The sequence below is a fragment of the Chryseobacterium sp. OSA05B genome (genome assembly GCF_019970065.1).
Classification (GTDB): domain Bacteria; phylum Bacteroidota; class Bacteroidia; order Flavobacteriales; family Weeksellaceae; genus Chryseobacterium.
Genome location: NZ_JAHXYH010000002.1, coordinates 734,450 through 759,964 on the forward strand (window position 1 = coordinate 734,450; position 25,515 = coordinate 759,964).

Here is a 25,515-nt window from a genome sequence, read left to right on the forward strand (position 1 = left end):
ATTTATTGATTGGATCTTAATCAAAAATACTGAAATCTATTCAATGATAAGTCTTTACTTGTTGATTTTCTTTATAATTAAATTTTTATGGTGATGTGATCACAGATTTAGATTTTTTTAATTCAATAAGTTCAGGGCAGACGGAACAAGTCCGTACTGTTTTTTGAAAGCATAAGAGAAGTGGGAGAAATCTTCAAAACCAACTTCCATGAACACATCCGACGGTCTTTTCTGTTTTTCCTTCAAATGATAATAAGCCAGTTCAAGCCGTTTTTGAGTAAGCCACCGCTGAGGCGTAGTTTGAAAAACCTTTCTGAAATCCCGGTTAAAAGTTGAAAGACTTCTCCCTGTAAGGTAGCCAAACCTTTCGAGAGACATATTGAACATATAATTCTTTTCCATAAAACTGATAAGATCTGCTTTTCCCGGTTCCTCAAAATCAGCCAGAATACGGTCTACATCCTGATCAATTTCTCTGAGAATGCTAATGGCTTCAGTGATTTTCAGCGAAGCAATATTTTCAGGAAAAGGTCCTTCCACTTCGAAATAAGGAATCAAAGAGGCAAGACAACTTTTTAATAAAGGATGACTTTGAAAACTATAAATCTTAGAATCATGGCCCACCGTTTTATGTTTCAGTTCGACAGAAGCATAAAAATCTTTCAGTTTCTCTGTGGTAAGATGCATCACGACAGCTTTATGAGGAAGTCCGTCCTTAGGATAGTTGATGATGGTCGCGAGATGATTTCTGGGAATCAGAAAAATATCCCCAGCTTTAAACAGATAGGTTTTATCGGCCTGGATAATTTTGGTTTCGCCGGAAATAAACCAGACCAGCATGTGGTATTCAAAAACCGTTTCCGTTTTGAAGAGCTTATCATCATAGGTTGAAAGCTTGATGTCCGGGGTGATGTACTGTATCTGGAAATCCATCGTTTTTAATTTATAAGTACAAATGTATTTAAAATGTGATTATTCTCCATCGAAAGTAAAACCAAGCATTTCTTCACTCAGTATCCATAATCTTTCCGCGTTTTCCCGGTCAATGGAATACGGCTGCACACCGCGAATCGTTGCCGGTTCATCATAGCGGTGTTCTATCTGTCCGAGATCAATTTCAGCAATATCACAGTTTTCACAATACACTCCACCGATATTTTGAAGAGCAGGACTTGTGGCACACCAAACCGTTGTGGCTGCCCCTTGCGGAATTGTTTTTAATTTGGCTTCCACTTCAGGCTTTATTTTTCCATCCTTGTCATGCGTTCCCATCTGGATGTAAAGGTTAATCGGTTCTTCTCTCCCCAGATCGGTTCCGTACACAGAACCCGGATGTAATGAATACGCCCTGATATTAAATTTCTTTCCCCTTTCGTCCAATGCGACGGAAAACAAATTACATGCGGTCTTCGACTGCCCATAACCGGCAAGAGTCTGGTATTCTCTGTTGATAAAATTCGGATCTTCAAAATCAAAAGGAGCCATCTGATGTCCGTAAGAAGAAACACTGAGGACCCGGGTGTTTCCGGCTTTCTTTAATGCCGGCCAAAGTTTTGCGGTCAAATGGAATTGTCCAAGATAATTCGTTGCCAGCTGAGATTCAATACCTCTTTCATCTCTTCGAAGCGGAACCCACATGATGCCTGCATTATTGATCAGAAGATCAAGCTTTCTCCCGGAAGCCAGAAATCTTTCACTGAATGCATCGATAGAATCGGTATCCATCAGATCCATTTTTTCCAGTTCTATATTATTAATGCCGGTAAGGTTTTTACCCGCTTTTTCAATATCTCTTGCCGGAATAATCACTGTTGCTCCTGCGGATAACAATACTTTTGTGGTTTCAAGGCCAATTCCTGCGTAACCTCCTGTGATAATTACTGTTTTTCCGGTAAGATCAATTCCTTTGATGATTTCCTGTGCCGTTGATGCTGCATTAAACCCTGAATGAACAGGCTGTTGTAATGGATTGATGTTCTGTGTCATTTTTCTATTTTTTAAAGTTCTTCAACAAAGGTATGGGGTATTCAGGATGATGATTTTGTTTAAAATGTCAAATTAGTGTGTTGAGAATTCCAAAACTTTTTTCCTGCTTTAAAAGTTAATTTCTTTGAATAAGCTGTTAAACTGTTTGTAGATTCCTCAGCGAATAAGTAATTTTGAAAAATTTTCAATTTGAGACCTACTATTTCTATTGTCGTTGCTATTTTCAACCGAAAAGATGAGCTTTTTGAACTGCTGAATTCTTTGACTTTTCAGACGGATAAAGAGTTTGAAGTTATTATTGTAGACGACGGTTCTCTTATTGACCTTAAACCGACCATTCAGAATTTTGAAGAAATACTGGATATCAAATACTTCCGAAAAGATAATTCCGGTCCAGGGCTCAGCAGGAACTATGGCGCGAAGAGAGCTCAGAATGACTGGCTGCTTTTTGTAGACAGCGATGTGATTGTAGAAAAAGACTATATAGAAAATATTAAAAAAGATATTGAAACCATTGCATGTGATGCTTTCGGAGGAGCCGATAAAGCTCATAAAGGTTTTAATCTGATGCAGAAAGCTATTTCCTATTCCATGACCTCAGTTTTTACAACAGGAGGAATCAGAGGGAGTAAAAAAGCAGTCTCCAGATTTCAGCCGCGAAGTTTTAATATGGGTGTCAATAAGGAGGTTTTTGAAAAAGTGGGCGGTTTTTCCGAGATGAGAATTGGCGAAGATCCGGATCTGTCCATGACCCTATGGGAAAAAGGTTTTACGACTGCATTTTTTGACGATATCGCCGTGTTTCACAAGAGAAGGGTAGATCTGGGTAAATTTTCCAAGCAGGTGTATCAGTTTGGATGTGCCAGACCGATTCTTAATCAGAGACATCCCAATTATGTAAAAATCTCTTTTGCATTTCCTACCTTGTTTATGTTAGGATACATTTTGGGCTTTATAGAATACTTTATTTTAGGCAGAGGAATTATCCTCGCGTTTTACGGACTGTATACTTTCCTTGTTTTATTCCACGCGATGATTGTGACGAAAAATATAAGCATTGCCGGAATGGCAGTGATTTCTACCTACATTCAGATGTTTTCCTATGGATACGGTTTCCTGAAATCATGGGTACTCCTGAATATCCTCAGAATGAAGCCTGAAGACGCTTTCCCGAAACATTTCCACAAACAATAGATAAAAAAATAAAAGCTGCCAGAGATTCCGACAGCTTTTCTAACAATAAATTAGGATGTAAATATAGTTTCATGGTTGAGAACGCCTGTTTTCAGCATGCATTCCCGCATTTTTTCATAAGTTCTTGCGATATCATGATCCAGTCCGATGGAGAATCTGATCAGTCCGTCCGATATACCCATTGCTTCACGTTCTTCCTCAGGAATTTCCGATGATGTTGAACTTCCCGAGCATGAAAATAAAGTTTTGTAGAATCCTAAGCTTACGGCCAGGTAGCCCAGGTTTTCCTGCTGCATCATTTCCATCAACTCATTGGCTTTGTCAGTAGTTCCGGCATCTAAGGTAAGAAGTCCTCCGAATCCGTATTCCTCGTACATCATAGATTTCATCAGCTCATGATCTTTATGGGATTTCAGTCCCGGATAAGATATTTTCAATCCGTCTTTTTCGAATCTTTCCGCAAGATACATCGCATTATGGCTGTGCTGCTTCATTCTGATGTGAAGGGTTCTCAGATTTTTCAGGATGCTTGCAGATCTGAAGCTGTCCATAGTAGGTCCCAGCAACATACAGGCTCCGTTATTAACGTTTTTGGTATCATTAATGAATTCCTGAGTTCCACAATATACACCGCCTACCGTATCACTGCTTCCGTTGATGAACTTGGTTAAACTGTGAATAACGATGTCTGCACCTAACAATTTAGGCGAAACGGAAAGAGGGGAGAAGGTATTGTCAACAATCAGTTTCAGATTGTGTTTTTTACAGATCTCTGAAAGTTTTCTAAGGTCTGCCACCTCAAGAAGCGGGTTGCTTACACTTTCGCAGTAAATCACTTTTGTATTGGGGGTTATTGCATTTTCTATAGACTCAAAATTGCTGATGTCTACAAAAGTAGTATCAATATGAAATGGAGGCAGGAAATTTTTAAGGAAAGCATATGTTCCACCGTAAATGGTTCTGCTCGAAATAATATGGTCTCCGCTTTTACATACCTGCATTAAAACAGAGGTAATTGCTCCCATTCCGGAGGCTGTAACGTTGGCAGCTTCTGTGTTTTCCATTTTAGCCAATGCCTGAGCAAGGTACAGATTCATCGGGGATGAATGTCTGGAATATAAATAACATCCTTCAGCGTTTCCTTCAAATGTATCAAACATAGTTTTTGCAGAAAGGAAGGTATAAGTAGAGCTGTCAGAAATCGATGGATTTACGCCTCCGAATTCGCCAAAATATTGCAGATCCTGGATCTCATTGGCTGCATTAAAATTTTCCATAAGCTTTAGATTTTATTTTTCGGTTTAAATATGCTCCGTTTTCAGAATTATTACAAGAGATATTTAAATATGTAGAATATAAATCTGATATTTTTGCTTTTATTAGAAAATATGTTTGTTATATTTGATTTTGTTAAACTTTATCCAAAAAATTATCTATGAATTTTGATGAAACCGATAAAAAACTGCTCCTGTTTCTTCAGGAAGACTGCAAACAGACCACCAAAGAACTGTCTTACAAGCTTGGTTTGTCTGTAACGGCTGTTTATGAGCGAATAAAAAAGCTTGAAAACCTGAGAGTAATTTCCAAATATGTTGCATTACTGGACAGGCATAAAATTGAACGGGATTTTATTGTTTTATGCCATATAAAACTTACCCAGCACAAAAAAGAATTTGTACTGCAGTTTGAAAGAGAAGTGATGAATCTGCAGGAAGTTACAGAATGTTTCCATGTAAGTGGCGATTACGACTACATCCTTAAAATAGGCGTGAAAGATATGGAGGATTACCGTAATTTTATGCTCAGTAAATTAACGGCGCTTCAGCATATAGCCAGTACCCACAGCTCTTTTATGATCTCTGAGGTGAAAAATACAACGGCTATTGTTCTGTAATTTAACTGGGTTTGGTTGATGGTTGGTCGTAATTAAACGATTAAATGATCGTCTGAAATCTGATGTCTGCAATCTAAAACAAATGTCTTATACCGAACTCATGTCAATTTATACGAGGACTCCGTTCTTTGAAGCGATTGGTTCAGGAAGATCGTCATGCTCTCCGATTATTTGAAGAACATCAATCTCTATGGTCCGGCATATGGATAGCATTGGAATGTCAAACATCATCCCTTCAAACGGGTTTTCCGAATAGTCCCCAACGAGTTCCATCACAATGTAGATCCATCCGATAATGACGCAGAAAGGAACGCTGATCAATATTCCCCAGTTTCCTAATTTGGCGAATTCATTCACCAATCCCAAAGGAAGAAGCATAATGAAGATCACATTAAAAATAAAGGCTGTACTGGCAAACTGTCTGGGTGAAGGGAATTTTTTTATTCTTTCTGCCTGTCCCTGATAGTCATAAAACAGATTAAGTGCCTCCTGAAGCTGCATCTGGTTGAAATCTGAGATATCACCGAAGTTTTTCAGATCATTCACATCCTTGGCCTGTTTTGAAATCAGATAAGTAGCGAAATTTTTATATTCCGGCTGGAGATCCAGTTCCTTTTCCGAAAGGTATTTATGGAGGAAAATAGGCGTTCTTCCATAGTCAGGAAATCCGGCCTTGATCAGTCGGTGTCTTCTGATGTTAATATCCCCGAAATGTCTTTTCTGAGACATATGCTCCCATTCCGTAGGCACTAGTAATTGTTCACGGAAAGTATACAGCCATGCAATATGGCGGTAGGCAATTTTCTTTTTTATAGTTTCAGTTTCACTGTTACTTTCTGTTGTTGTATTAAAGGCATACAGCATTGAAACGAAAGAACGGCTGGAATTCACGATTCCACCCCATATTTTCCGGGCTTCCCACAATCTGTCGTAGGCCTGATTGTTTTTAAAACCTACATAAAAGGCTTCTGCAGTACCAATCAAGGCTACAGGAACCCAGGGAATGATCATCCATTTCCATTTAAAAAAATAAAAGAGGGCTGCCACTAAAGTACACCAGGCCGTAAGCCAGATTATATGTCCGCCTGCGAGATTGAGAACCTGTTTGTAATTAAAATATTTGGTGGTGATCATATTGTTTCATCAATTTTGGTGTGCATAAGCAAAAGAAATACCAAAAACAGGGTGGTCTTTTGCTTTAATAAATGTAATAAAAAAAACCTCTAAAAAAATTAGAGGTTTCGTATAATTAATATGGGTTGATTAATATTTCAGCATTTCTTCAATCTTTTGGCTGAGTTTTTCAGCATTCGGAAGCATCTCTTTTTCAAGGATCAAATTGATAGGAACGGCCGGAACATCCAGAGATCCCATGGTTTCTACAGGGGCATCCAGATATTTGAAACAGTTTTTAGAGATACGGTGTGCGAATGCTTCAGCAAATGAATTATTCAGCTGCTCTTCCGTAAGAACAATACATTTTCCGTGGGCTTTCACTCTTTCGAAAACAAGTTCTTCATCCAGGGGAATGATGGTTCTCAGATCGATTACTTCAACTCTTCCGCTGAAATTTTTCACAGCTTCCTTCGCCCAGTAAACGCCCATTCCGTAAGTGACAACCAATAAAGTTCTGCCTTTTTCAGTTTCATTCTGGTCAGCTTCAATAATCACTTTACCTTTTCCAAAAGGAAGGATGTAATCTTCTGCCGGTTCAATAGTTTTAGCATCTTCAGTGCCCGGAACTTTACTCCAGTATAAACCTTTGTGCTCTAGCATAATCACTGGATTCGGATCGTAATACGCTGCTTTTAATAAACCTTTGAAATCGGCTGCGTTGCTTGGATAAGCGATCTTGATTCCCTTGATGTTGGCTAAAATGCTTTCAACACTTCCGCTGTGGTAAGGTCCACCGCCTCCGTATGCACCAATTGGAACACGGATAATATTGCTTACAGGGAATTTCCCCTGACTTAAATAACTTGATTTTGAAATTTCAGTGATCAGCTGGTTGATTCCCGGATAGATATAATCTGCAAACTGAACTTCCACGATAGGTTTTAGTCCTACAGCACTCATTCCCGCAGTTGATCCGATGATATAAGCCTCCTGAATAGCCGTATTGAAAACTCTTTTACTTCCGAATTTCTTCCCTAATGTCACTGTTTCTCTGAAAACACCTCCGATTCTTTCTCCTACATCCTGTCCGTAAAGAAGAGCTTCAGGATGCTTCCACATCAGTTCCTGAACCGCATGAATGGCAGCATCTACCATTACGATTTTTTCACCGCCAGCAGGTTCACGTGTTCCTGTCTCCTCCGTAATTGGAGTAGGAGCGAAAACGTGCTGCATCACGGTTTCCGGCTTAGGATCTTCTGCATTTTTAGCTCTTTCAAAAGCTTCTTCAGCTTCCAGACGGGCTTTTTTAGTGATCTGTTTTAAAAGATCTTCGTCAGCTCCCGATTCCAGAAGTTGTTTTCTAAGGATCTCGCCTGGATCTTTAGCTCTATGTTTTGTTAAATCTTCCTCGTCTCTATAGAATTCTCTTCGTACTCCTGAAGTATGGTGACCGATAAGTACTGTTTTAGCACAAACCACCAAAGGCTTTCTTTCGTTTCTTACAAAATCTACAGCCTTTTTCATGGCTTCGAAACTTTCTACGAAATCTGTTCCGTCTACACGCATTCTGCTAAGACCTGTAAATCCTGCCACGAAATCATAAGCGTCACATGTTCTGGCTTCCTCTTTGGTTACTGAAATTCCCCATTCATTGTCCTGTACAAGGAATATAATAGGAAGCTGGTGAAGAGCGGCAAATTGTAAAGCTTCACTTACTTCACCTTCCGTTACGGAATTGTCACCAAGGCTACAAACCACAACAGGATTATTCTCAAAGGTCTGCAAATTGAAGTCCTGAATATACTTTATCCCTTGTGCTACACCCGTAGTAGGAATGGTCTGCATCCCTGTAGCTGAACTCTGATGAATGATTTTCGGTTTGTTTTCATCCCTGCTTGAAGGGTGAGAATAATACGATCTTCCTCCTGAAAAAGGATCTTCAGCTTTTGCGAGTAATTGAAGCATCAGTTCATAAGGCTCAAAACCGATGCCCAAAAGAATACTTTCGTCTCTGTAGTAAGGAGAAATCCAGTCTTCTTTTTTCAGCTGATAAGCGGTTGCCAGCTGAATGGCTTCATGACCTCTTGATGTACTATGAACATATTTACAGATATTTCTGTTTTCTTCATAGATATCTGCCATTGCTTTAGCCAGCATCATGTGATTGTACGCTTTTAGCAAAATATCCTGAGAAACTTTTTCGTGAAGTGTATTTTCCATAGGAAGCAAATATACACAAAAAAACAAAATACGAACAAGTGTTAGTATTTTCTTGAGATTGCCGTAAGTAAGGGCTTGTCATCTAATTAGTTTTTTGAACAGAGACCTTCAAAACGGTGTTGTTTTTAATGATTTAAGCCCTAAAAAACCGCTTCCAAAAAATATGGAAGCGGCCGGGGAATTAATGAAAAGTTGATTTGCTTGATTTGACAGCTTTTTAGCATTGATGCATAATGCCTATTGCTTAGTCATATTTTCGAATCAAATATAAAAGATGTTATTTCAATTGAAAATTAAAAATTGTTAAATTGTTGTTTTAAAGTGTATTTTATTGTTTATAATTTGTTTTTATTTCGTTTTATTCTGAATAATATGTAATTAATGTTTGTATTTAAATTAAAAGTCATTTTTAATTGATAAATCGAATTTTGTGAAAAATTATTCGCCCTTCTTTTGTATTTTACTGGTGAATTTTTTGAAAAAAATGGAGTAACTTTACATTCTCTTTTTTTTTAAAAAGTTAGAAACTTATATGTATTTAATTTTTGACACAGAAACAACCGGTTTACCTAAGAATTTCAATGCACCACTTTCAGATTCAGATAACTGGCCAAGAATGGTTCAGATCGCATGGCAGGTGCATGATGATGATGGTAATTTAATTGAAAATCAGGATTATATAATAAAACCTGAAGGGTATGATATTCCCTTCAATGCTGCAAGGATTCACGGAATTACCACCAAGATCGCCAATGAAGAAGGGCGCGACCTGCAGGAGATTCTGGAAGAATTTTCCAAAGTGCTGGACAGAGTGAGAATTGTTTCCGGACACAACGTGGAATTCGATTACAATATCGTAGGCGCTGAATTCTTCAGGAAAAACATAAAAGACAATCTTCAGGATAAGCCCAAAGCCGATACCATGATTCTGGGAACAGATTATTGTAAGCTTGGTGGTGGAAGAGGAGGAAGGTATAAATCTCCTAAACTGGAGGAACTGTACGAAAAGCTGTACGGTCACAAATTTGACGAAGCCCACAACGCTGCAGCCGACGTAAATGCAACCGCCAGAGTATTCTTCGAAATGATGAGAATTGGCGTGATTCCGTCCGAAGTACTGAAGATATCCGAAGATCAGCTGGCATATTTCAAAACACTTTATCCGGATCCGATAAAGCCGTTTCCGATTGTCATCAGACGCCAGGTTGCTGATTTTAACAGTAAGAAAAAACATACAGACTCCCGAAATATTGACGAAGTTGATATCGGGAAATATTTCAATTTCAACAGCCACAGTGTTTTCTCTACATTGATGGCAACTTCCAGCATTAATGACCTGATCAAAAAAGCTTCTGATGAAAAATTTCCTGCCGTAGGAATGGTGGATACCGGAAATATGATGGGGGCTTTTAAATTTGTATCAGCGGTAGAATCCGCGAATTCCGACCGTTCAAAAAAACATAAAGAATTCCTTGCTAAAAAGCAGGAAGCCGAAGAAAACGGAACTGAATTTACAGAGGAAGAGCCTGTTTCAGCTCCGCTTATACCCATCGTAGGCTGCGAATTTTATATATCAGAACGTTACGAGCAGAAGCAGTTTACCAAAGATGATCCAGACAGAAGGACTCAAATGGTGCTTTTGGCAAAAGATTTTAACGGATACAAAAATCTCGCGAAGCTTTCGAGTATAGGATTCTTAAAAGGGTTCTATTTTGGAGTGCCGAGAATCAGCAGAGAATTGATCGCTGAATACAAAGAAGGGCTTATTGCGGTAACTTCCGGTATTCTGGGAGATATTCCGGATGCCATCCTTAATACTGGGGAGCAGAAAGGGGAAGAGCTCTTTAAATGGTGGAAAGAAACCTTCGGTGATGACTTCTATGTGCAACTTCAGAACCATAAACTGCCTGAAGAAGAGCATTTAAATGAAGTTTTACTTTATCTGGCAGATAAATATGATACTAAAATTCTTGCCCAGAACGAAACTTTTTATACTGAAAAAGAGGATGCCAATATTCAGGATATCATAAGCTGTATAAAGGATGGTGAAAAACTTACCACTCCTGTAGGAAAAGGCTTCGGGAAACGAAGAGGACTTACTACAGGGGAGTATTATATAAAAAACAGCGACGAAATTAAAGAAGCATTTCTTGCTTATCCGGATGCTTTCGATGCTTATGAGGAATTTCTAGGCAAATTCAGTCCGTACACTTTAAAAAGAGACGTTCTCCTTCCTAAATTTGATATTCCGGAAGAGTTCATCCATGCGGAAGATGCTGAAGATGGAGGAAAAAGAGGGGAGATGGCTTATCTTACTCATTTAACATATGAAGGGGCTAGAAAAAGATATATTGAAACCGGAATTACAGATGAAATCAAAGAACGTCTGGACTTTGAGCTTGATGTAATCGCGAACACCGGGTATCCCGGATATTTCCTTATTGTGCAGGATTTCTGTAATGAAGCCCGTAATATGGGAGTTTGGGTAGGACCGGGAAGGGGGTCTGCAGCAGGTTCTGCGGTAGCTTACTGCATTGGGATTACCAATGTTGACCCTATTAAATATGATCTCCTTTTTGAGAGATTCCTGAACCCGGAAAGGGTTTCGATGCCCGATATTGATATTGACTTTGATGATGAAGGTCGTGACAGGGTGATTAAATGGGTTATCGAAAAATACGGACAGAGCCAAGTAGCACAAATCATTACCTATTCCGTTTTAGGAGGCAAATCTGCCATTAAAGATGCAGGAAGGGTGTTAGATCTTCCCATTCCAGATACCAATAATATTGCAAAACTGATTCCTCCAAGTCCCGGAATGAACATTGCAAAAGCTTTGGCTAAATATGACAAGCTGAAGCCTGAAGAGCAGATGTTGGTAGACGAAATGAGGATGGTGCTTGATAATCCTGACGATCCGCGTTTCGATGTATTGGCAAGTGCCAAGAAAATGGAAGGCTGTATCAGGAATACCGGAATTCATGCCTGCGGGGTAATTATTACGCCTGAGGATGTGAGTAATCTTGTTCCGATCACCATTGCAGCGAAAGATGCGGACATTCTTGTTTCGCAGTTTGATAACTCAGTGGCGGAAAGCGCAGGGCTTCTGAAAATGGATTTCCTGGGACTTCGTACCCTGACCATCATTAAAGATGCCATGAAACTGGTGAAGCAAAGACATAATATCGACCTTGATCCGGATGAGATTCCACTGGATGACGCGAAAACATATCAGCTGTTTAAGGAAGGAAGAACCATCGGGATTTTCCAGTATGAAAGCCCAGGAATGCAGAAATACATGAGGGAGCTTAAGCCTACGGTTTTTGCCGATCTTATTGCCATGAATGCCTTATACCGTCCGGGACCGATTAAATATATCCCGAACTTTATCAACAGAAAGCACGGAATTGAAGAGATTGTATACGACTTACCGGAGACCGAAGAATATTTAAAAGAAACCTACGGAATCACCGTATACCAGGAGCAGGTAATGCTTTTATCCCAGAAGCTGGCCAACTTTACAAAAGGTGAAGCCGATACATTGAGAAAAGCAATGGGTAAAAAACAGATCGACGTTCTGAATAAAATGTACCCGAAATTCATTGAAGGAGGACGGAAAAACAATCTTAATGAAGAGCGGTTAGAGAAAATCTGGAATGACTGGAAGGCCTTTGCAGAATATGCCTTCAACAAATCTCACTCTACATGCTATGCAATGATCGCGTATCATACAGCCTATCTGAAAGCTAATTTTCCGGCTGAGTATATGGCGAGTGTAATGAGTAATAACATTAACAATACGGATTCTATCACCATGTTTATGGAGGATTGCAAGAGTATCGGGGTAGATGTTTTGGGGCCGGATGTGAATGAATCCCAATATAAATTCTCAGTAAACGAAAAAGGTCAGATCCGTTTTGGTCTGGGAGCAATCAAGGGGATTGGAGAAGGGCCGAGTGAGGCCATTACAAGAGAAAGAGCGAACGGAAGGTTTAAAAATATTTATGATTTCTTCGAAAGAATTTTACCTTCCCAGATGAATAAAAGAGTGGCGGAAAGTTTAGTATTGGCAGGTGCTTTCGATGAATTGGGATCTTACCACAGAGGTCAGTATTTTGATATTGATATGGCGGGTAAAACCAATCTGGAAAGATTAATCAGATACGGGCAGAGCTTTCAGGAAAGTAAAAACGAAATGGAACATTCTCTTTTCGCAGACTTTGCTGATGAAGTCCAGATCGAGCAGCCAAAATTACCACCTTGCCCGGAATGGCCGAATATGCATAAGCTTAACAAAGAAAAAGAGATCATTGGATTCTATCTTTCTGCGCATCCGCTGGATGAATTCAAATATCATTTCCAGTTTATGCAGGGGCAACTGTCTAAAAAGAGCGTGCTGGAAAAAGATGAGGAAGAAAAGCTGGTAACGGATGAGGTTCCTATTTTGGAAAAAGATGCTCAGGATGAAACGGTAGATCTTATTGAAATTGTTTCTGATGAAATGTCCATAGGGGAAGAGGAAATCATAGAAGAAGTGACGAAAAAAGCTGAGCCAAAAGGAAATTTTATGTTCCTGAATCTCGATGAAGTGGATGCTTATAAAGAGCAGGCTTTCTCCAACAAGCAGGAAGAGCTGTTTGAAGAAAAGAAGAAAGACTGGAAAACCCTTCAGAAAGAAAGAGAAAACGGTGGCGGCGGAAAAGAATACACGGTAGCCGGACTTATTACTGAGTATAGAGTTCAGGACGGTTTCAGAAGTGGTGAAAAAGTGGCTTTTGTAACATTGGAAGATTATTCCGGATCCTATTCATTCAGGCTTGGAGACAGGGATTATATGCGTTTGAAAGAAAAGCTGGAAGTCCAGAGGTTTGTGATTTTTAAAATAAAATTTGCACAGGTAAAAGATGGAAGGGTTTTCGTGAATGTAAATGATGTTATAGAGCTGCAGGAGGCATTTGAGCGGTTTGCAAAAAGTATTTCTCTCGTGATGGATGTCATGGATGTTCGGGCTGAAGATCTTGAATTTTTCAGAACGGTTCTCGACCGGAATAAAGGAAATCAGAAGCTTAAATTCTATATCAAAAATATTGAAGATGATTCACAGATTGAAGTTCAGTCCATGAAGCATTCGGTAGATCTGAACGGAGATTTGATTAAAGAAATTCAGCTCCTCAATAAATATGAGTTCTATCTGAATTAATAAAAGGAACCTGTTAAAAATAAAAAAGCGGCATTTTGTCGCTTTTTTTGTTTTTTTAAATTGAAAATGAGTGGAATAGATGAGAAAAAAATATTTTATGTTAAGTTGATATTTTTCCTATTTAAGTGATTTTAAATTTTAATGTAAATTACTGATAATCAGTATTTTTTAATTTATCTTCAGATTGTGAATTTTAAGTTAAAATTAAACATATATTTAATTTTGTTTAAAAAAATGACTCATTTGTTTATTTTGGTTTAATATTTTATGTTAATTTTTGATTCATTGTTGAATATTTAAGTACATTTACAGCCCTAATTTTTATTTTTACTATTTATGAAAAAAACTCTATTGTCGTTTTTATTCTTTTTAATGGCGACACTCATCAATGCCCAGGTTATCCTGGGTAGTGGAACTGCCCAGGGCGGGTATATGCCCGTGGATGTGAATTTCGGCTATAATTACAGTCAGCAGATTTTTACCAAGACTGAAATTAATACAGCTGCAGCAGGCAATATTACGGGCGTTAAATTTTTTCTCCCGAATAATGCAGATATTTCTAAATCAGTTGATTGGGTGGTTTATGTAGGACATACCGCTAAGACAAGCTTTAGCTCTGTTACAGACTGGATTCCTTTGGCCAGTATGACTCAGGTATTTTCAGGAGCAGTAAGTGTGGCAGGTAATGAAGTTACGGTCAACTTCACTTCACCTTTTGCCTATAACAATACGGATAACCTGGTTATTGCTATTGATGAAAATACGGCAGACTATACGGCTAGTACCAACAAGTTTTACACGTATACAGGACCTTCAAATTCAGGGTTGGCATACAGAAGTGATACGGTAAATCCGGATCCTGCAACTCCTCCTTCAGGAACACGTGGGACTGTCAAATCTGTTACCGGATTGTTAGGACTTTCTCCGGCGGCTGCACCGGTTTGTCCGGTAGTTTCAGCTCCTGCTGCAAATGCTACCAATGTGTCTGTTCTACCTACGATTACATGGGCAGGATCCAATTATGCATCTTCCTATAAGTTGAGCGTAGGAACAACACCGGGCGGTACAGATATAATGAACACGGTAGGTGTGGGGAATGTAACCAGCTTTACGTTTACCAGCGCTCTTAACTTCAGTACGCAGTATTATTACACGGTAAGTGCTTTAAACTCAGTAGGAGCAAGTACAGGATGTACTGAAAGAAGTTTTACTACTGCTTCGTTGGCATGTCCTTCTGTGAGTATTCCTGCAGCCTCTATACTGGGAACTTCGGTAAAACCTACCTTTACATGGTCTGCTATAACAGCAGTTCAGGGGTACCGTTTGAGTATCGGAACATCTGCAGGCGCTAATAATGTGTTGAGTAATTTTGATGTAGGAAATGTTTTGACCTACACTTTAACAACAGCACAGCAACTTAATCCTTCCACTCAATATTTTTATACCATAACAGCCTACACCGCTAATGCTGCTTCTACAGGATGTACGGAAAGAAACTTCACTACAGGAGCTACATTGCCTCCTGCTAATGATGATTGTTCCGGAGCAGTTTCGTTAACGGTTAATCCTGGATTGACATGTACAACTACAACACCGGGAAATACTCTTGGGGCCAGTTTCTCGATGGCAGCTACGCCTTGTAGTGGTAACCCGGGAGATGATGTTTGGTATAGCTTTACAGCAACAGGAACCAGTCACCTGATTACCATTTCCAATGTAGTTTCTACGGGGGTGAGCTCAGATACTGATATGTACTTCCAGGTTCTTGGAGGAAGCTGTGGGACAATGACCAGCATATTGTGTTCTGATGATAATATCAATATGGCAACAGGACTTACTGTGGGTCAGACCTATTATGTAAGAGTGTATACATATTCATCGAATGCAAATACAAACGCAAGCTTCAATATTTGTGTATCAACACCTCCGCCTCCGCCTGCAAACGACGATTGCGCGAATGCTGTAACGGTTACGGTAAATGCTGATATGAACTGTGGTTTTGTAACTGCAGGAAATACTTCAGGAGGAACTAACTCTTCTGTTCCTGTAGGAGCTTGTTCAGGTTCTCCGGATGATGATGTGTGGTATAAATTTATTGCGACAGGCACAAAACATACGATCTGGTTTAAGAATGTAGCTTCTGTAGGAACCTCTACATCTACTTCATTGTACGCTCAGGTGTTCAGTGGTGCATGCGGAACATTAACGAGCACTACATGTATTACTTCAAATTCAACTTACACTGTTTTATCTAACCTGACAGCAGGGGAGACTTATTATGTAAGAGCTTATAATTCAAATGCTAACTCCGGGGCTTCATTGTATGCCAATACATTTGATCTATGTATAGGGACCTTACCTCCACCTCCGGCAAATGACGAGTGTTCAGGTGCTGCTACCTTGACCGTTAATCCGGATATGAGCTGTGGATCTGTAACTTCGGGAACTACTTTTGGTGCAACCAATTCTTCAGTTCCGGTAGGCACTTGTTCAGGGACTCCTGACGATGATGTCTGGTATTCATTTACCGCTACCGGTACTGCACATACAATTTGGTTAAAAAATGTGGTATCAGTGGGAAGCAGCTCATCTACGAGCTTGTATGCACAGGTATTCACAGGAGGATGTGGGGCTTTGGTCAACAAAACCTGTATCACTTCAAATACAAACTACACTGCACTTACAGGCCTTACAGCTGGAGAAACTTATTATGTAAGAGTGTATAACTCCAATGCAAATACGTCTACAACGATTTATGCTAATACATTTAGTGTGTGTATCGGTACACTGCCTCCTCCTCCTGCCAATGATGACTGTGCTAACGCTGTTTCATTAACGGTAAGCAGCACGGGAACTTGTACAAACCCTGTAACCGGTTCTACTTACAGTGCTACTCAAAGTACAGGAACAACTCCAACTTGTGCAGCCAGCGGAATCAATGATGACGTTTGGTATTCCTTTACAGCTACTGCAGCGACTCATCTGGTAACCGTAAATTATACGGATAATGCTACCGCAACACAGGTGTATTCAGGATCTTGCGGAAGTTTCACAGCAGTTGCATGTACAGATGGAGGTTTTGGTAATTCCAATGTACTTTTACAGAGCTTGACAGTAGGTCAGGTGTATTATGTAAGAGTTTATTCTTCATCAAGTACAGCTACAATAGCTTCATCTTTCAGCATCTGTATTACTTCACCGGTAGCACCTGCGAACGATACCTGTGATACGGCAATTGCCATTCCTTGCGGTGGAACAGTAGAAGGCAACAATGCACTTGCTGCCAACGAAACTTTACCTGCCAGTACTTGTGGCGGTACAACAACTACAGCAAGTTATAAAGGAGTGTGGTATACTGTAAAAGCTCATGCAGCAGGACCTATTACAATCAGTGCTTGTGGAGCTGAATTTGACAGCTACTTAAGAGTATATTCAGGAAGTTGTGCAGCACTTACATGTGTGAACAATACTTCAGGAATTGGTTATGCTGATGGCGGATGTTCTGGTGCTAATCTTAATGATTCATCTACTTTAACATTCAATGCTACAGCCGGAACTACGTATTATGTATTACTGACCGGTTATACGGCAGCGAGATTCGGAAAATATACGATTTCTGTGACGCAGGATTGCTCTACCATGGGAACATCTGAGGTTAAAAAAGAAAATAACCTTAAAGCCTATCCAAATCCTTTTGCAGACGTTCTGAATATTTCTGATATTTCTAAAGTGAAGTCAGTATCCATTATTGATCTGGCAGGAAGAGTGGTGAAAACTATAGAAAATCCTTCTTCAGTCCTTCAGTTGGGAGATCTGAAACAGGGAATGTATTTGGTGACTCTTACTTTGAAAGACGGATCTAAACAGACCATTAAGGCGATTAAAAAATAAAATTGTATTAACCCTATTCAAAAGAACAGCAGCTGATAGGCTGCTGTTCTTTTTTGATGATGTTTTTTTATTTCATTTCATAGACTTACCGAAATGGGCATCAATTTTAGAAGAAGTTTCTTTAAAAAAACTTCTTAATTTAGTGAATTACAAATAATTATTAAAATATGTTATAAAATTATGTTATTGATGAAAATAATTTAATAATTTATGTTATTTTTATTTATTTTATTGATTTCATACTGTATTGTTGAAATATTTCATATTTTCATGTCATTAATCTGAAATATTCACATTATGAAAAAACTATTATCTTTTATGATAATGCTTCCGGTTTTCATCTTTGGACAATGGACAGAGATGTTTGATTCCGGAACGACACTTCCGGCGGGCTGGGCTATCATCAATAATGGCGGAAGCAATGGCTGGACTATTCGTACGCCAAATCTTGGTGCAACACAATCAGGAGCAAACGTTGCCGGGATTACTTATAATGATACAGCTCATGATGATTATTTGATCACAAAGGCCATATATGTACAGGCAGGGATTAGTGAAAGAATTGCTTTCTATGTAAGATCCGGCTCTTTCCTTCTGGAAAATTATGAAGTTTTACTTTCAACGACAGATCAGACACAGGGAGCATTTTCGACTGTACTGCAGTCAGAAGAGAAAGCATCACAAACATGGACAAAAAAAACAATTAGTTTATCCGCATATGTTGGGCAAACGGTTTATGTGGCCATTCATGCAACGGACACTGATCAGTTTTACCTTTTTACAGATAGCTTTATTGTAGATGCTCCTCCTACCACACTACCGCCTTGTACTACAATTACTTTACCAATAAATGGAGCCACTGGAGTAAATGCAGATGGCGTACTGAATTGGGATATGGTATCCTCAGCTACAGGATATAAAGTTAAAGTAGGGACAACCAGCGGAGGAACGGATATTGTAAATAATATCGATGCAGGAGATGTGACGACTTATAATATACAAGGAACGCTTAATGCAGCAACTACTTATTATGCCACAATTATTCCGTATAATGCAGTTGGTGATGCCACCAGTTGTACTGAAATTTTCTTTACAACAGCTTCGGCACCTGCTAATAATGATTGTTCCAATGCTACTTCATTAGCTGTAAGCAGCACAGGAATATGTGTGAATCCTGTAAGTGGTACTACTGCTGGAGCTACTCAAAGTACAGGAACAACTCCAACTTGTGCAGCCAGCGGAATCAATGATGACGTTTGGTATTCCTTTACAGCTACTGCAGCGACTCATCTGGTAACCGTAAATTATACGGATAATGCTACCGCAACACAGGTGTATTCAGGATCTTGCGGAAGTTTCACAGCAGTTGCATGTACAGATGGAGGTTTTGGTAATTCCAATGTACTTTTACAGAGCTTGACAGTAGGTCAGGTGTATTATGTAAGAGTTTATTCTTCATCAAGTACAGCTACAACAGCTTCATCTTTCAGCATCTGTATTACTTCACCGGTAGCACCTGCGAACGATACCTGTGATACGGCAATTGCCATTCCTTGCGGTGGAACAGTAGAAGGCAACAATGCACTTGCTGCCAACGAAACTTTACCTGCCAGTACTTGTGGCGGTACAACCACTACAGCAAGTTATAAAGGAGTGTGGTATACTGTAAAAGCTCATGCAGCAGGACCTATTACAATCAGTGCTTGTGGAGCAGAATTTGACAGCTACTTAAGAGTATATTCAGGAAGTTGCTCAGGATTAACATGTGTAAGCGATATATCTGGAGTAGGATATGCTGACAGCGGATGTCCCGGTGCTAATCTTAATAATTCATCTATTTTAACATTCAATGCTACAGCCGGAACTACGTATTATGTATTACTGACCGGTTATACGGCAGCGAGATTCGGAAAATATACGATTTCTGTGACGCAGGATTGCTCTACCATGGGAACATCTGAGGTTAAAAAAGAAAATAACCTTAAAGCCTATCCAAATCCTTTTGCAGACGTTCTGAATATTTCTGATATTTCTAAAGTGGAGTCAGTATCCATTATTGATCTGGCAGGAAGAGTGGTAAAAACCATAGACCATCCTACTTCGGCCCTTCGGTTGAGAGATTTGAAACAGGGAGTGTATCTGGTCACCCTGAATATGAAAGACGGACCTAAACAGACCATTAAGGCAATTAAAAAGTGAGCATATCCTATAGATCAGCAGCTGAAAGGCTGCTGTTTTTTTTGATGATAAACATCGAATAAATACAATTTTAAAAACTGCAGAATTCCATAATGATAAGAGATTGTTTAATATTATTTTTTTAAAAATTAGAAAACGATATTATTGTGTTTTTTTTGTTAAATTTGCTTATAATATAAAAAAATAATATATGAAAAAGATTTTAATTGCGAATATGTTAATTGTTTTTACGTCGACATTTGCGCAAACCTATTGTATCCCTGAATATTCGAGCGGCTGTTCTGGCGGAGATGTAATTGACAGTTTTACGATCCCTGCAGCAGGATTTAGTCATCTGGATACAGGATGTTCTCAGGCATCTTACGGAGATTACACTACCCAAACCGTTACCATGAATGCCGGTGTTAATTATGCCTTTTCTATTACCCATGGCTTTGAAAATCAAAAAATTAGAGTCTGGATTGATTTTGACAGTAACGGAACCTTTGACGATACAGCACCCGAGTTGGTGGCTGAAGCAAGCAGCATCGGGTCGGATACAAATTCAGTGACAAACGGGATCATTACTATTCCTGTAACAGCCACACCCGGAACTTACAGAATGAGGGTGGGAGACCGATATTCCAGCCAGCCGGAGCCTTGTAATACGTCAGGGTATGGAGAAGCACATGATTATGTGGTAGTTATCGGAGCTGCTCCAAGTTGCCTTTCACCAGGGAACTTATCTTCAAGTACCATCACTTCAAATTCAGCTTCTATTTCCTGGACAGCTCCTACAAGCACGGTTGGCGTAGGATATGAATATTATCGCTCTGAAACAAGCACAGGGCCAACGAGTACTACTGTTGCCACAGGAAGTACTGGAGCATCTGCGCTTACGGCATCATTATCTTCACTTTCTCCTGCCACTACGTATTATGTATGGGTAAGATCCGTATGCAGTGCTTCCGATAAAAGTGCATGGTCTATAGGAGCGTCATTTACAACGGAATGTGCCGTTATTGTACCTACAGTAACTTACACAAACGATTTTGCAACATTCCCGGGCAATTGCTGGGAGCAGGCTTCAGGCGGAAATGCTGCCTCAGGACCTAATAATACCGAAAAATTATGGCGTAACGGAGACTTCCTGAACGCAGGGAACGACAACAACTCTGCTAAGATTAATCTTTTCTTTACAGGGAAGGCAGCATGGCTGAAAACTGCACCTTTCAATCTCTCAGCAGGTGGGTACAGAGTTAAGTTTGACTATGGAGTTACAGTATATCTTAATACGACAGCATCCGGTATGGGATCTGATGATATTGTTCAGTTTCTTGTGTCAGGGGATGGTGGAATTACCTGGAATGTTCTGCAAACATGGGATGCGGCGAACGGACCATCTAATATGTCTACTACCTATTCTTATAATCTGACTTCTTACACAGGAACGAATACAGTCTTTGCATTCTATGCTTCCAACGGTACATCAGATGATCCGGAAGATTATGAATTTTTCGTGGATAACTTCAAAGTAGAATCTGCATCACTGGCAACATCTGAAGTGGCCGCAGCAAAAGAAATCATTAAAGCATATCCGAATCCGTTCACAGATGTATTGAACATTTCAAAAGCAGAACTTGTAAAATCAGTTTCAGTTTCTGATGTTTCGGGAAGATTGGTGAAGACCATAGATAATCCTTCTTCAGCCCTTCATCTTGGAGATCTGAAACAAGGAGTGTATCTGGTTACCCTGAATATGAAAGACGGATCGAAGCAAACCATTAAGGCCATTAAAAAATAAAATTTAATTAGTTATATGATAGAGAACAGCAGCTGAAAAGTTGCTGTTCTTTTTTATGCAATAAGATCAGATAAAGATTTATTATTTCAGAAATTTTGAAAATAAGGATCATCATTGTTTCGAAGGTTTATACACAGGCTATCAAAAAATAACGATCAATCCGATAATAATAATGGATAAACGTAAGCTGTCATTTTTTAATTTAAAAAATGATGTTATTGTATTTTTTTTATTAAATTAGCTTATACCATAAAATAATATTATATGAAAAAGATTTTACTTGCGAATCTGTTAATGATTAGCGCATCAGCATTTGCGCAAACGTATTGTATCCCTGAATATTCGAGCGGCTGTTCCGGCGGAGATGTAATTGACAGTTTTACGATCCCTGCAGCAGGATTTAGTCATCTGGATACAGGATGTTCTCAGGCATCTTACGGAGATTACACCACCCAAACCGTTACTATGAATGCCGGTGTTAATTATGCCTTTTCCATTACCCATAGTTATGAAAATCAAAATGTTAGGGTTTGGATTGATTTTGACAATAACGGAACCTTTGATGATGCAGCACCCGAGTTGGTAGCCGAAGCAAGCAGTATAGGATCGGATACAAATTCAGTGACTAACGGGACCATCAGCATTCCTGTAACCGCTATACCCGGAACTTACAGAATGAGGGTGGGAGACCGTTATTCCAGTCAGCCGGAGCCTTGTAATACGTCAGGGTATGGAGAAGCACATGATTATATGGTAGTTATCGGAGCTGCTCCAAGTTGCCTTTCACCAGGGAATTTATCTTCAAGTACCATCACTTCAAATTCTGCTTCTATTTCCTGGACAGCCCCTACAAGCACCGTTGGCGTAGGATATGAATATTATCACTCCGAGACAAGTACAGGGCCAACAAGTACTACTGTTGCCACAGGAAGTACAGGAGCATCTGCTCTTACAGCATCATTATCTTCACTTTCTCCAGCCACTACGTATTATGTATGGGTAAGATCCGTATGCAGCACTTCCGATAAAAGTGCATGGTCTATAGGAGCATCATTTACAACGGAATGTGCCGTTATTGTACCTACAGTAACTTACACAAACGATTTTGCAACATTCCCGGGCAATTGCTGGGAACAGGCATCAGGGGGAGATGCTTCCACCGGACCTGATGATACAGAAGAATTATGGTATAGCGGAGACTTCCTGAATGCCGGAGATGATAACAACTCTGCTAAAATCAATCTTTACTATACGGGTAATGCAGCATGGCTGAAGACTGTACCTTTCAATCTTTCAGCAGGAGGATATCAGGTTAAGTTTGATTACGGAGTTACAGCGTTTCTAGACACGGCTGCATCAAGTATGGGATCTGATGATATCGTTCAGTTTCTTGTATCCGGGGATGGAGGAATTACCTGGAATGTTCTGCAAACATGGGATGCGGCGAACGGACCATCTAATACGTCTACTACTTATTCTTATAATCTGACTTCTTATACAGGAGCGAATACAGTCTTTGCATTCTATGCTTCGGACGGTACATCAGATGATCCGGAAGATTATGAATTTTTCGTGGATAACTTCAAAGTAGAATCTGCATCACTGGCAACATCTGAAGTTGCCGGAGCAAAAGAAACTATTAAGGCATATCCAAATCCGTTCACAGATGTACTGAACATTTCAAAGGCAGAACTTGTAAAATCAGTTTTAGTTTCTGATGTTTCGGGAAGATTGGTGAAAACTATTGATAACCCTTCTTCAGCTCTTCATCTTGGAGATCTGGAACAGGGATTATACTTTGTAACCCTGAATATGAAAGACGGTTCCAAACAAAGTATAAAAGCCATTAAGAAATAATCTGAATTTAACTAAAATTATAAAGGCGAATATTTTTTTATTCGCCTTTTTTTGTCGATAAAGTTTGATTTAAAAACAGATATGTCAATATTTTTTTAAACCTATTTTTTTATTAATAAAAGTATAAATAATTGAAAATAATCTTTAGATGAAAAAAGTAAGTTTAGCCCGTAATATACACTGATTATTGAAAAATACTTTTATTCAATTTATTTTTGGAATAAAAATTCATGTGGTTACATTGCAAAATAATTTTAAACACACAGATTATGAAAAAAGTATTATTTTTTATTTTAGCATGGCCTACATTAAGCTTTGGACAATGGACGGAAAATTTTGATTCCAGCGATATATTACCATCAGGTTGGGCGGTTATCAATAATGGAGGGGCAAATGGATGGAGAGTTGGTGGGTCACTTAGTCCACAATCCGGAGCAAATACAGTCATAATTAATTCCGAAACTACAGCACATAATGATTACCTGATTACAAAAGCAATCCCGGTACAAGCTGGTGTTAGTGATCAAATATCGTTTTATGTTAAGTCAATGAATTTTTCTTCATTTGATAGTTATGAGGTTTTGCTTTCTACGACCAATCAAACGGCAGGTGCTTTCACAACAGTCCTTCAACCGTCGGAACAAGCGGATAATTACTGGGGTAAAAAAACCTTTAATCTTTCATCATATGTGGGACAAACGGTATATGTAGCCATTTATGCTATCGGAGCAAATCAGGGGCAGCTTAATGTTGATACTTTTGCTGTGAATACTGGAGTATTATCAACATCTGAAGTTTCCGGAGCAAAAGAAACCGTTAAGGCATATCCAAATCCGTTCACAGATGTATTTAATATTTCAAAAACAGATCTTGTGAAATCTGTTTCAGTTTCTGATGTTTTAGGAAGACTGGTAAAAACCATTGACAATCCTTCTTCAGCCCTTCATCTGGGAGATCTGAAACAGGGTTTATACTTTCTAACCCTGAATATGAAAGGCGGCTCAAAACAAACCATCAAAGCCATCAAAAAATAAAAAAATAAAAAAACAATATCATTATATTGGAAAAAGACGGCAAAAGCCGTCTTTTTTATTACTTATTACCCATCATTCATTACTCATTTATTCGGCACTGGCTGTATATCTCCCGTATTCATATGCTCGAAGATCGTAGGGAAAAACATGACAAGGATAAAATAGATAATGATCATTAAGACGATTAACGAAAAAAGGATAATGACCAGACTGTTGGGTTTATTTTTCTTTTGTGGTTCCATGATTTTTGTGGTATTTGGTTAATAGATTAATATCAATACCAAATACTAAGCTAATTTCTTGCCACACTGTTTGCAGTATCTTGCGTCGTCATCGATATCTTCATTACCACACTGGTCGCAGATCTTTTCCAGATTCTGTCTTTTATTTCTCATTTCGGCAGTCACAATTCCTGTAGGAACCGCAATGATGGAATAACCTGCCAACATCAGAATAACAGCGAAAAATTTACCCATCGGTGTAATAGGAGAGACATCTCCATAACCCACAGTCGTTACCGTAACCACTGCCCAGTAAATAGATTGCGGAATGGTTTCAAAACCAGGTCTTCCACCTTCCACCATAAACATCAGGGAGCCTACAATTACAGAGAAAATGATCAGGAACAAAAGGAAAATATAGATCTTTCTGGAACTGTGCTTTAAGGCTCTTACGATGAGGTAACCGTCATTCATAAAGTCCAGAAGATTGAAAATTCTGAAGACCCTAAGCATTCTCAGCATTCTGAAAATCAGGAAATATTTGGTCACCGGAAAGAAAAAGCTGAGAAAAAAAGGAACCAATGCCAAAAAATCGATGATTCCGAAAAAGCTGAAAATATAGTTTTTCTTATTCTTTACCACACTGATCCGCATCCAGTATTCGGCGGTGAAGAAAATAGAAATAATCCATTCAAGGATCAGAAAGGTTCTGTGAAATCTTTTGTCGAGTTGAGGTACGCTTTCCATCATAATAATGGCGGTACTTATCAGGATCAGAGATAATAATGTAATGTCAAATAACTTACCGAGTTTGGTGTCGGCACGGTAGATGACCCTGTAAAGAAACCTTTTCCAAAGCTTATCTTCAGGAACAAGATTGTGTTCTCTTTCCATTTTTAATGTTTTTTAAAATTAACAAA

At 39.1% G+C, this 25,515-nt stretch carries 15 protein-coding genes; 8 read left to right on the top strand and 7 right to left on the bottom strand.

The genetic code is table 11. The annotated features are described in order from the left end of the window. Positions 1-117: 117 nt before the first annotated feature. Positions 118-933 carry an AraC family transcriptional regulator gene (locus LC419_RS10795; RefSeq protein ID WP_223607342.1) on the bottom strand — a complete coding sequence of 272 codons (816 nt, stop codon included), beginning with the start codon at positions 931-933 and terminating at the stop codon, positions 118-120. Between the two features lie 39 nt (positions 934-972). Then, positions 973-1,986, bottom strand: coding sequence for an SDR family NAD(P)-dependent oxidoreductase (locus tag LC419_RS10800; protein WP_223607343.1), 1,014 nt, complete (start codon positions 1,984-1,986; stop codon positions 973-975). A 189-nt stretch (positions 1,987-2,175) separates the two neighbouring features. On the opposite strand from LC419_RS10800, the gene LC419_RS10805 reads away from it, so the two are divergent. Beyond that, on the top strand, positions 2,176-3,180 hold the full coding sequence (locus LC419_RS10805; RefSeq protein ID WP_223607344.1) for a glycosyltransferase family 2 protein: 1,005 nt from the start codon (positions 2,176-2,178) through the stop codon (positions 3,178-3,180). 50 nt (positions 3,181-3,230) lie between these two features. Here the strand turns inward: LC419_RS10805 and LC419_RS10810 are convergent, their stop codons facing one another. Then, a complete protein-coding gene (locus tag LC419_RS10810; RefSeq protein WP_223607345.1) occupies positions 3,231-4,457 on the bottom strand; it encodes an aminotransferase class I/II-fold pyridoxal phosphate-dependent enzyme in 1,227 nt (408 codons plus the stop codon). Positions 4,458-4,615: 158 nt separating this feature from the next. Between LC419_RS10810 and LC419_RS10815 the strand changes: the two genes are divergently transcribed. Then, the gene (locus LC419_RS10815) at positions 4,616-5,074 is read left to right on the top strand and encodes an Lrp/AsnC family transcriptional regulator (RefSeq protein ID WP_223607346.1); all 459 of its coding nucleotides are present in this window, start codon (positions 4,616-4,618) and stop codon (positions 5,072-5,074) included. 108 nt (positions 5,075-5,182) lie between these two features. Here the strand turns inward: LC419_RS10815 and LC419_RS10820 are convergent, their stop codons facing one another. Continuing rightward, positions 5,183-6,208: a bestrophin family protein gene (locus LC419_RS10820; RefSeq protein ID WP_223607347.1), complete on the bottom strand. Its 1,026-nt coding sequence runs from the start codon at positions 6,206-6,208 to the stop codon at positions 5,183-5,185. A gap of 129 nt (positions 6,209-6,337) precedes the next feature. Continuing rightward, the gene (locus tag LC419_RS10825) at positions 6,338-8,410 is read right to left on the bottom strand and encodes a thiamine pyrophosphate-dependent enzyme (RefSeq protein WP_223607348.1); all 2,073 of its coding nucleotides are present in this window, start codon (positions 8,408-8,410) and stop codon (positions 6,338-6,340) included. Between the two features lie 532 nt (positions 8,411-8,942). Here LC419_RS10825 and dnaE point away from each other — a divergent pair. The 6 genes from dnaE (at position 8,943) to LC419_RS10855 (ending at position 24,374) form a co-directional block, all read left to right on the top strand. Beyond that, positions 8,943-13,610 carry a DNA polymerase III subunit alpha gene (gene dnaE, locus LC419_RS10830; RefSeq protein WP_223607349.1) on the top strand — a complete coding sequence of 1,556 codons (4,668 nt, stop codon included), beginning with the start codon at positions 8,943-8,945 and terminating at the stop codon, positions 13,608-13,610. A 336-nt stretch (positions 13,611-13,946) separates the two neighbouring features. After that, the gene (locus LC419_RS10835; RefSeq protein WP_223607350.1) at positions 13,947-17,501 is read left to right on the top strand and encodes a T9SS type A sorting domain-containing protein; all 3,555 of its coding nucleotides are present in this window, start codon (positions 13,947-13,949) and stop codon (positions 17,499-17,501) included. A 297-nt stretch (positions 17,502-17,798) separates the two neighbouring features. Continuing rightward, positions 17,799-19,700 (top strand): choice-of-anchor J domain-containing protein, encoded by a 1,902-nt coding sequence (locus LC419_RS10840; RefSeq protein WP_223607351.1) that lies wholly within the window; start codon positions 17,799-17,801, stop codon positions 19,698-19,700. Between the two features lie 190 nt (positions 19,701-19,890). Beyond that, positions 19,891-21,483 carry a GEVED domain-containing protein gene (locus LC419_RS10845; protein WP_223607352.1) on the top strand — a complete coding sequence of 531 codons (1,593 nt, stop codon included), beginning with the start codon at positions 19,891-19,893 and terminating at the stop codon, positions 21,481-21,483. Positions 21,484-21,747: 264 nt separating this feature from the next. Next, complete coding sequence (locus LC419_RS10850; RefSeq protein WP_223607353.1) at positions 21,748-23,340, top strand: GEVED domain-containing protein; 1,593 nt, start codon at positions 21,748-21,750, stop codon at positions 23,338-23,340. Between the two features lie 269 nt (positions 23,341-23,609). Continuing rightward, positions 23,610-24,374, top strand: a complete 765-nt coding sequence (locus LC419_RS10855; protein ID WP_223607354.1) for a choice-of-anchor J domain-containing protein — start codon at positions 23,610-23,612, stop codon at positions 24,372-24,374. An 83-nt stretch (positions 24,375-24,457) separates the two neighbouring features. Here the strand turns inward: LC419_RS10855 and LC419_RS10860 are convergent, their stop codons facing one another. Continuing rightward, entirely contained in the window at positions 24,458-24,616 is a 159-nt protein-coding gene (locus LC419_RS10860; protein ID WP_223607355.1) for a hypothetical protein, read from the bottom strand. A gap of 45 nt (positions 24,617-24,661) precedes the next feature. Then, on the bottom strand, positions 24,662-25,489 hold the full coding sequence (locus tag LC419_RS10865; protein ID WP_223607356.1) for an ion transporter: 828 nt from the start codon (positions 25,487-25,489) through the stop codon (positions 24,662-24,664). Positions 25,490-25,515 lie beyond the last annotated feature (26 nt).

Coding starts and splice junctions, on each gene's coding strand:
- LC419_RS10795 (WP_223607342.1), bottom strand. CDS start 933: ATGGATTTCCAGATACAGTACATCACCCCGGACATCAAGCTTTCAACC.
- LC419_RS10825 (WP_223607348.1), bottom strand. CDS start 8,410: ATGGAAAATACACTTCACGAAAAAGTTTCTCAGGATATTTTGCTAAAA.
- LC419_RS10800 (WP_223607343.1), bottom strand. CDS start 1,986: ATGACACAGAACATCAATCCATTACAACAGCCTGTTCATTCAGGGTTT.
- LC419_RS10840 (WP_223607351.1), top strand. CDS start 17,799: ATGAAAAAACTATTATCTTTTATGATAATGCTTCCGGTTTTCATCTTT.
- LC419_RS10820 (WP_223607347.1), bottom strand. CDS start 6,208: ATGATCACCACCAAATATTTTAATTACAAACAGGTTCTCAATCTCGCA.
- dnaE (WP_223607349.1), top strand. CDS start 8,943: ATGTATTTAATTTTTGACACAGAAACAACCGGTTTACCTAAGAATTTC.
- LC419_RS10810 (WP_223607345.1), bottom strand. CDS start 4,457: ATGGAAAATTTTAATGCAGCCAATGAGATCCAGGATCTGCAATATTTT.
- LC419_RS10855 (WP_223607354.1), top strand. CDS start 23,610: ATGAAAAAAGTATTATTTTTTATTTTAGCATGGCCTACATTAAGCTTT.
- LC419_RS10835 (WP_223607350.1), top strand. CDS start 13,947: ATGAAAAAAACTCTATTGTCGTTTTTATTCTTTTTAATGGCGACACTC.
- LC419_RS10850 (WP_223607353.1), top strand. CDS start 21,748: ATGAAAAAGATTTTACTTGCGAATCTGTTAATGATTAGCGCATCAGCA.
- LC419_RS10815 (WP_223607346.1), top strand. CDS start 4,616: ATGAATTTTGATGAAACCGATAAAAAACTGCTCCTGTTTCTTCAGGAA.
- LC419_RS10845 (WP_223607352.1), top strand. CDS start 19,891: ATGAAAAAGATTTTAATTGCGAATATGTTAATTGTTTTTACGTCGACA.
- LC419_RS10860 (WP_223607355.1), bottom strand. CDS start 24,616: ATGGAACCACAAAAGAAAAATAAACCCAACAGTCTGGTCATTATCCTT.
- LC419_RS10865 (WP_223607356.1), bottom strand. CDS start 25,489: ATGGAAAGAGAACACAATCTTGTTCCTGAAGATAAGCTTTGGAAAAGG.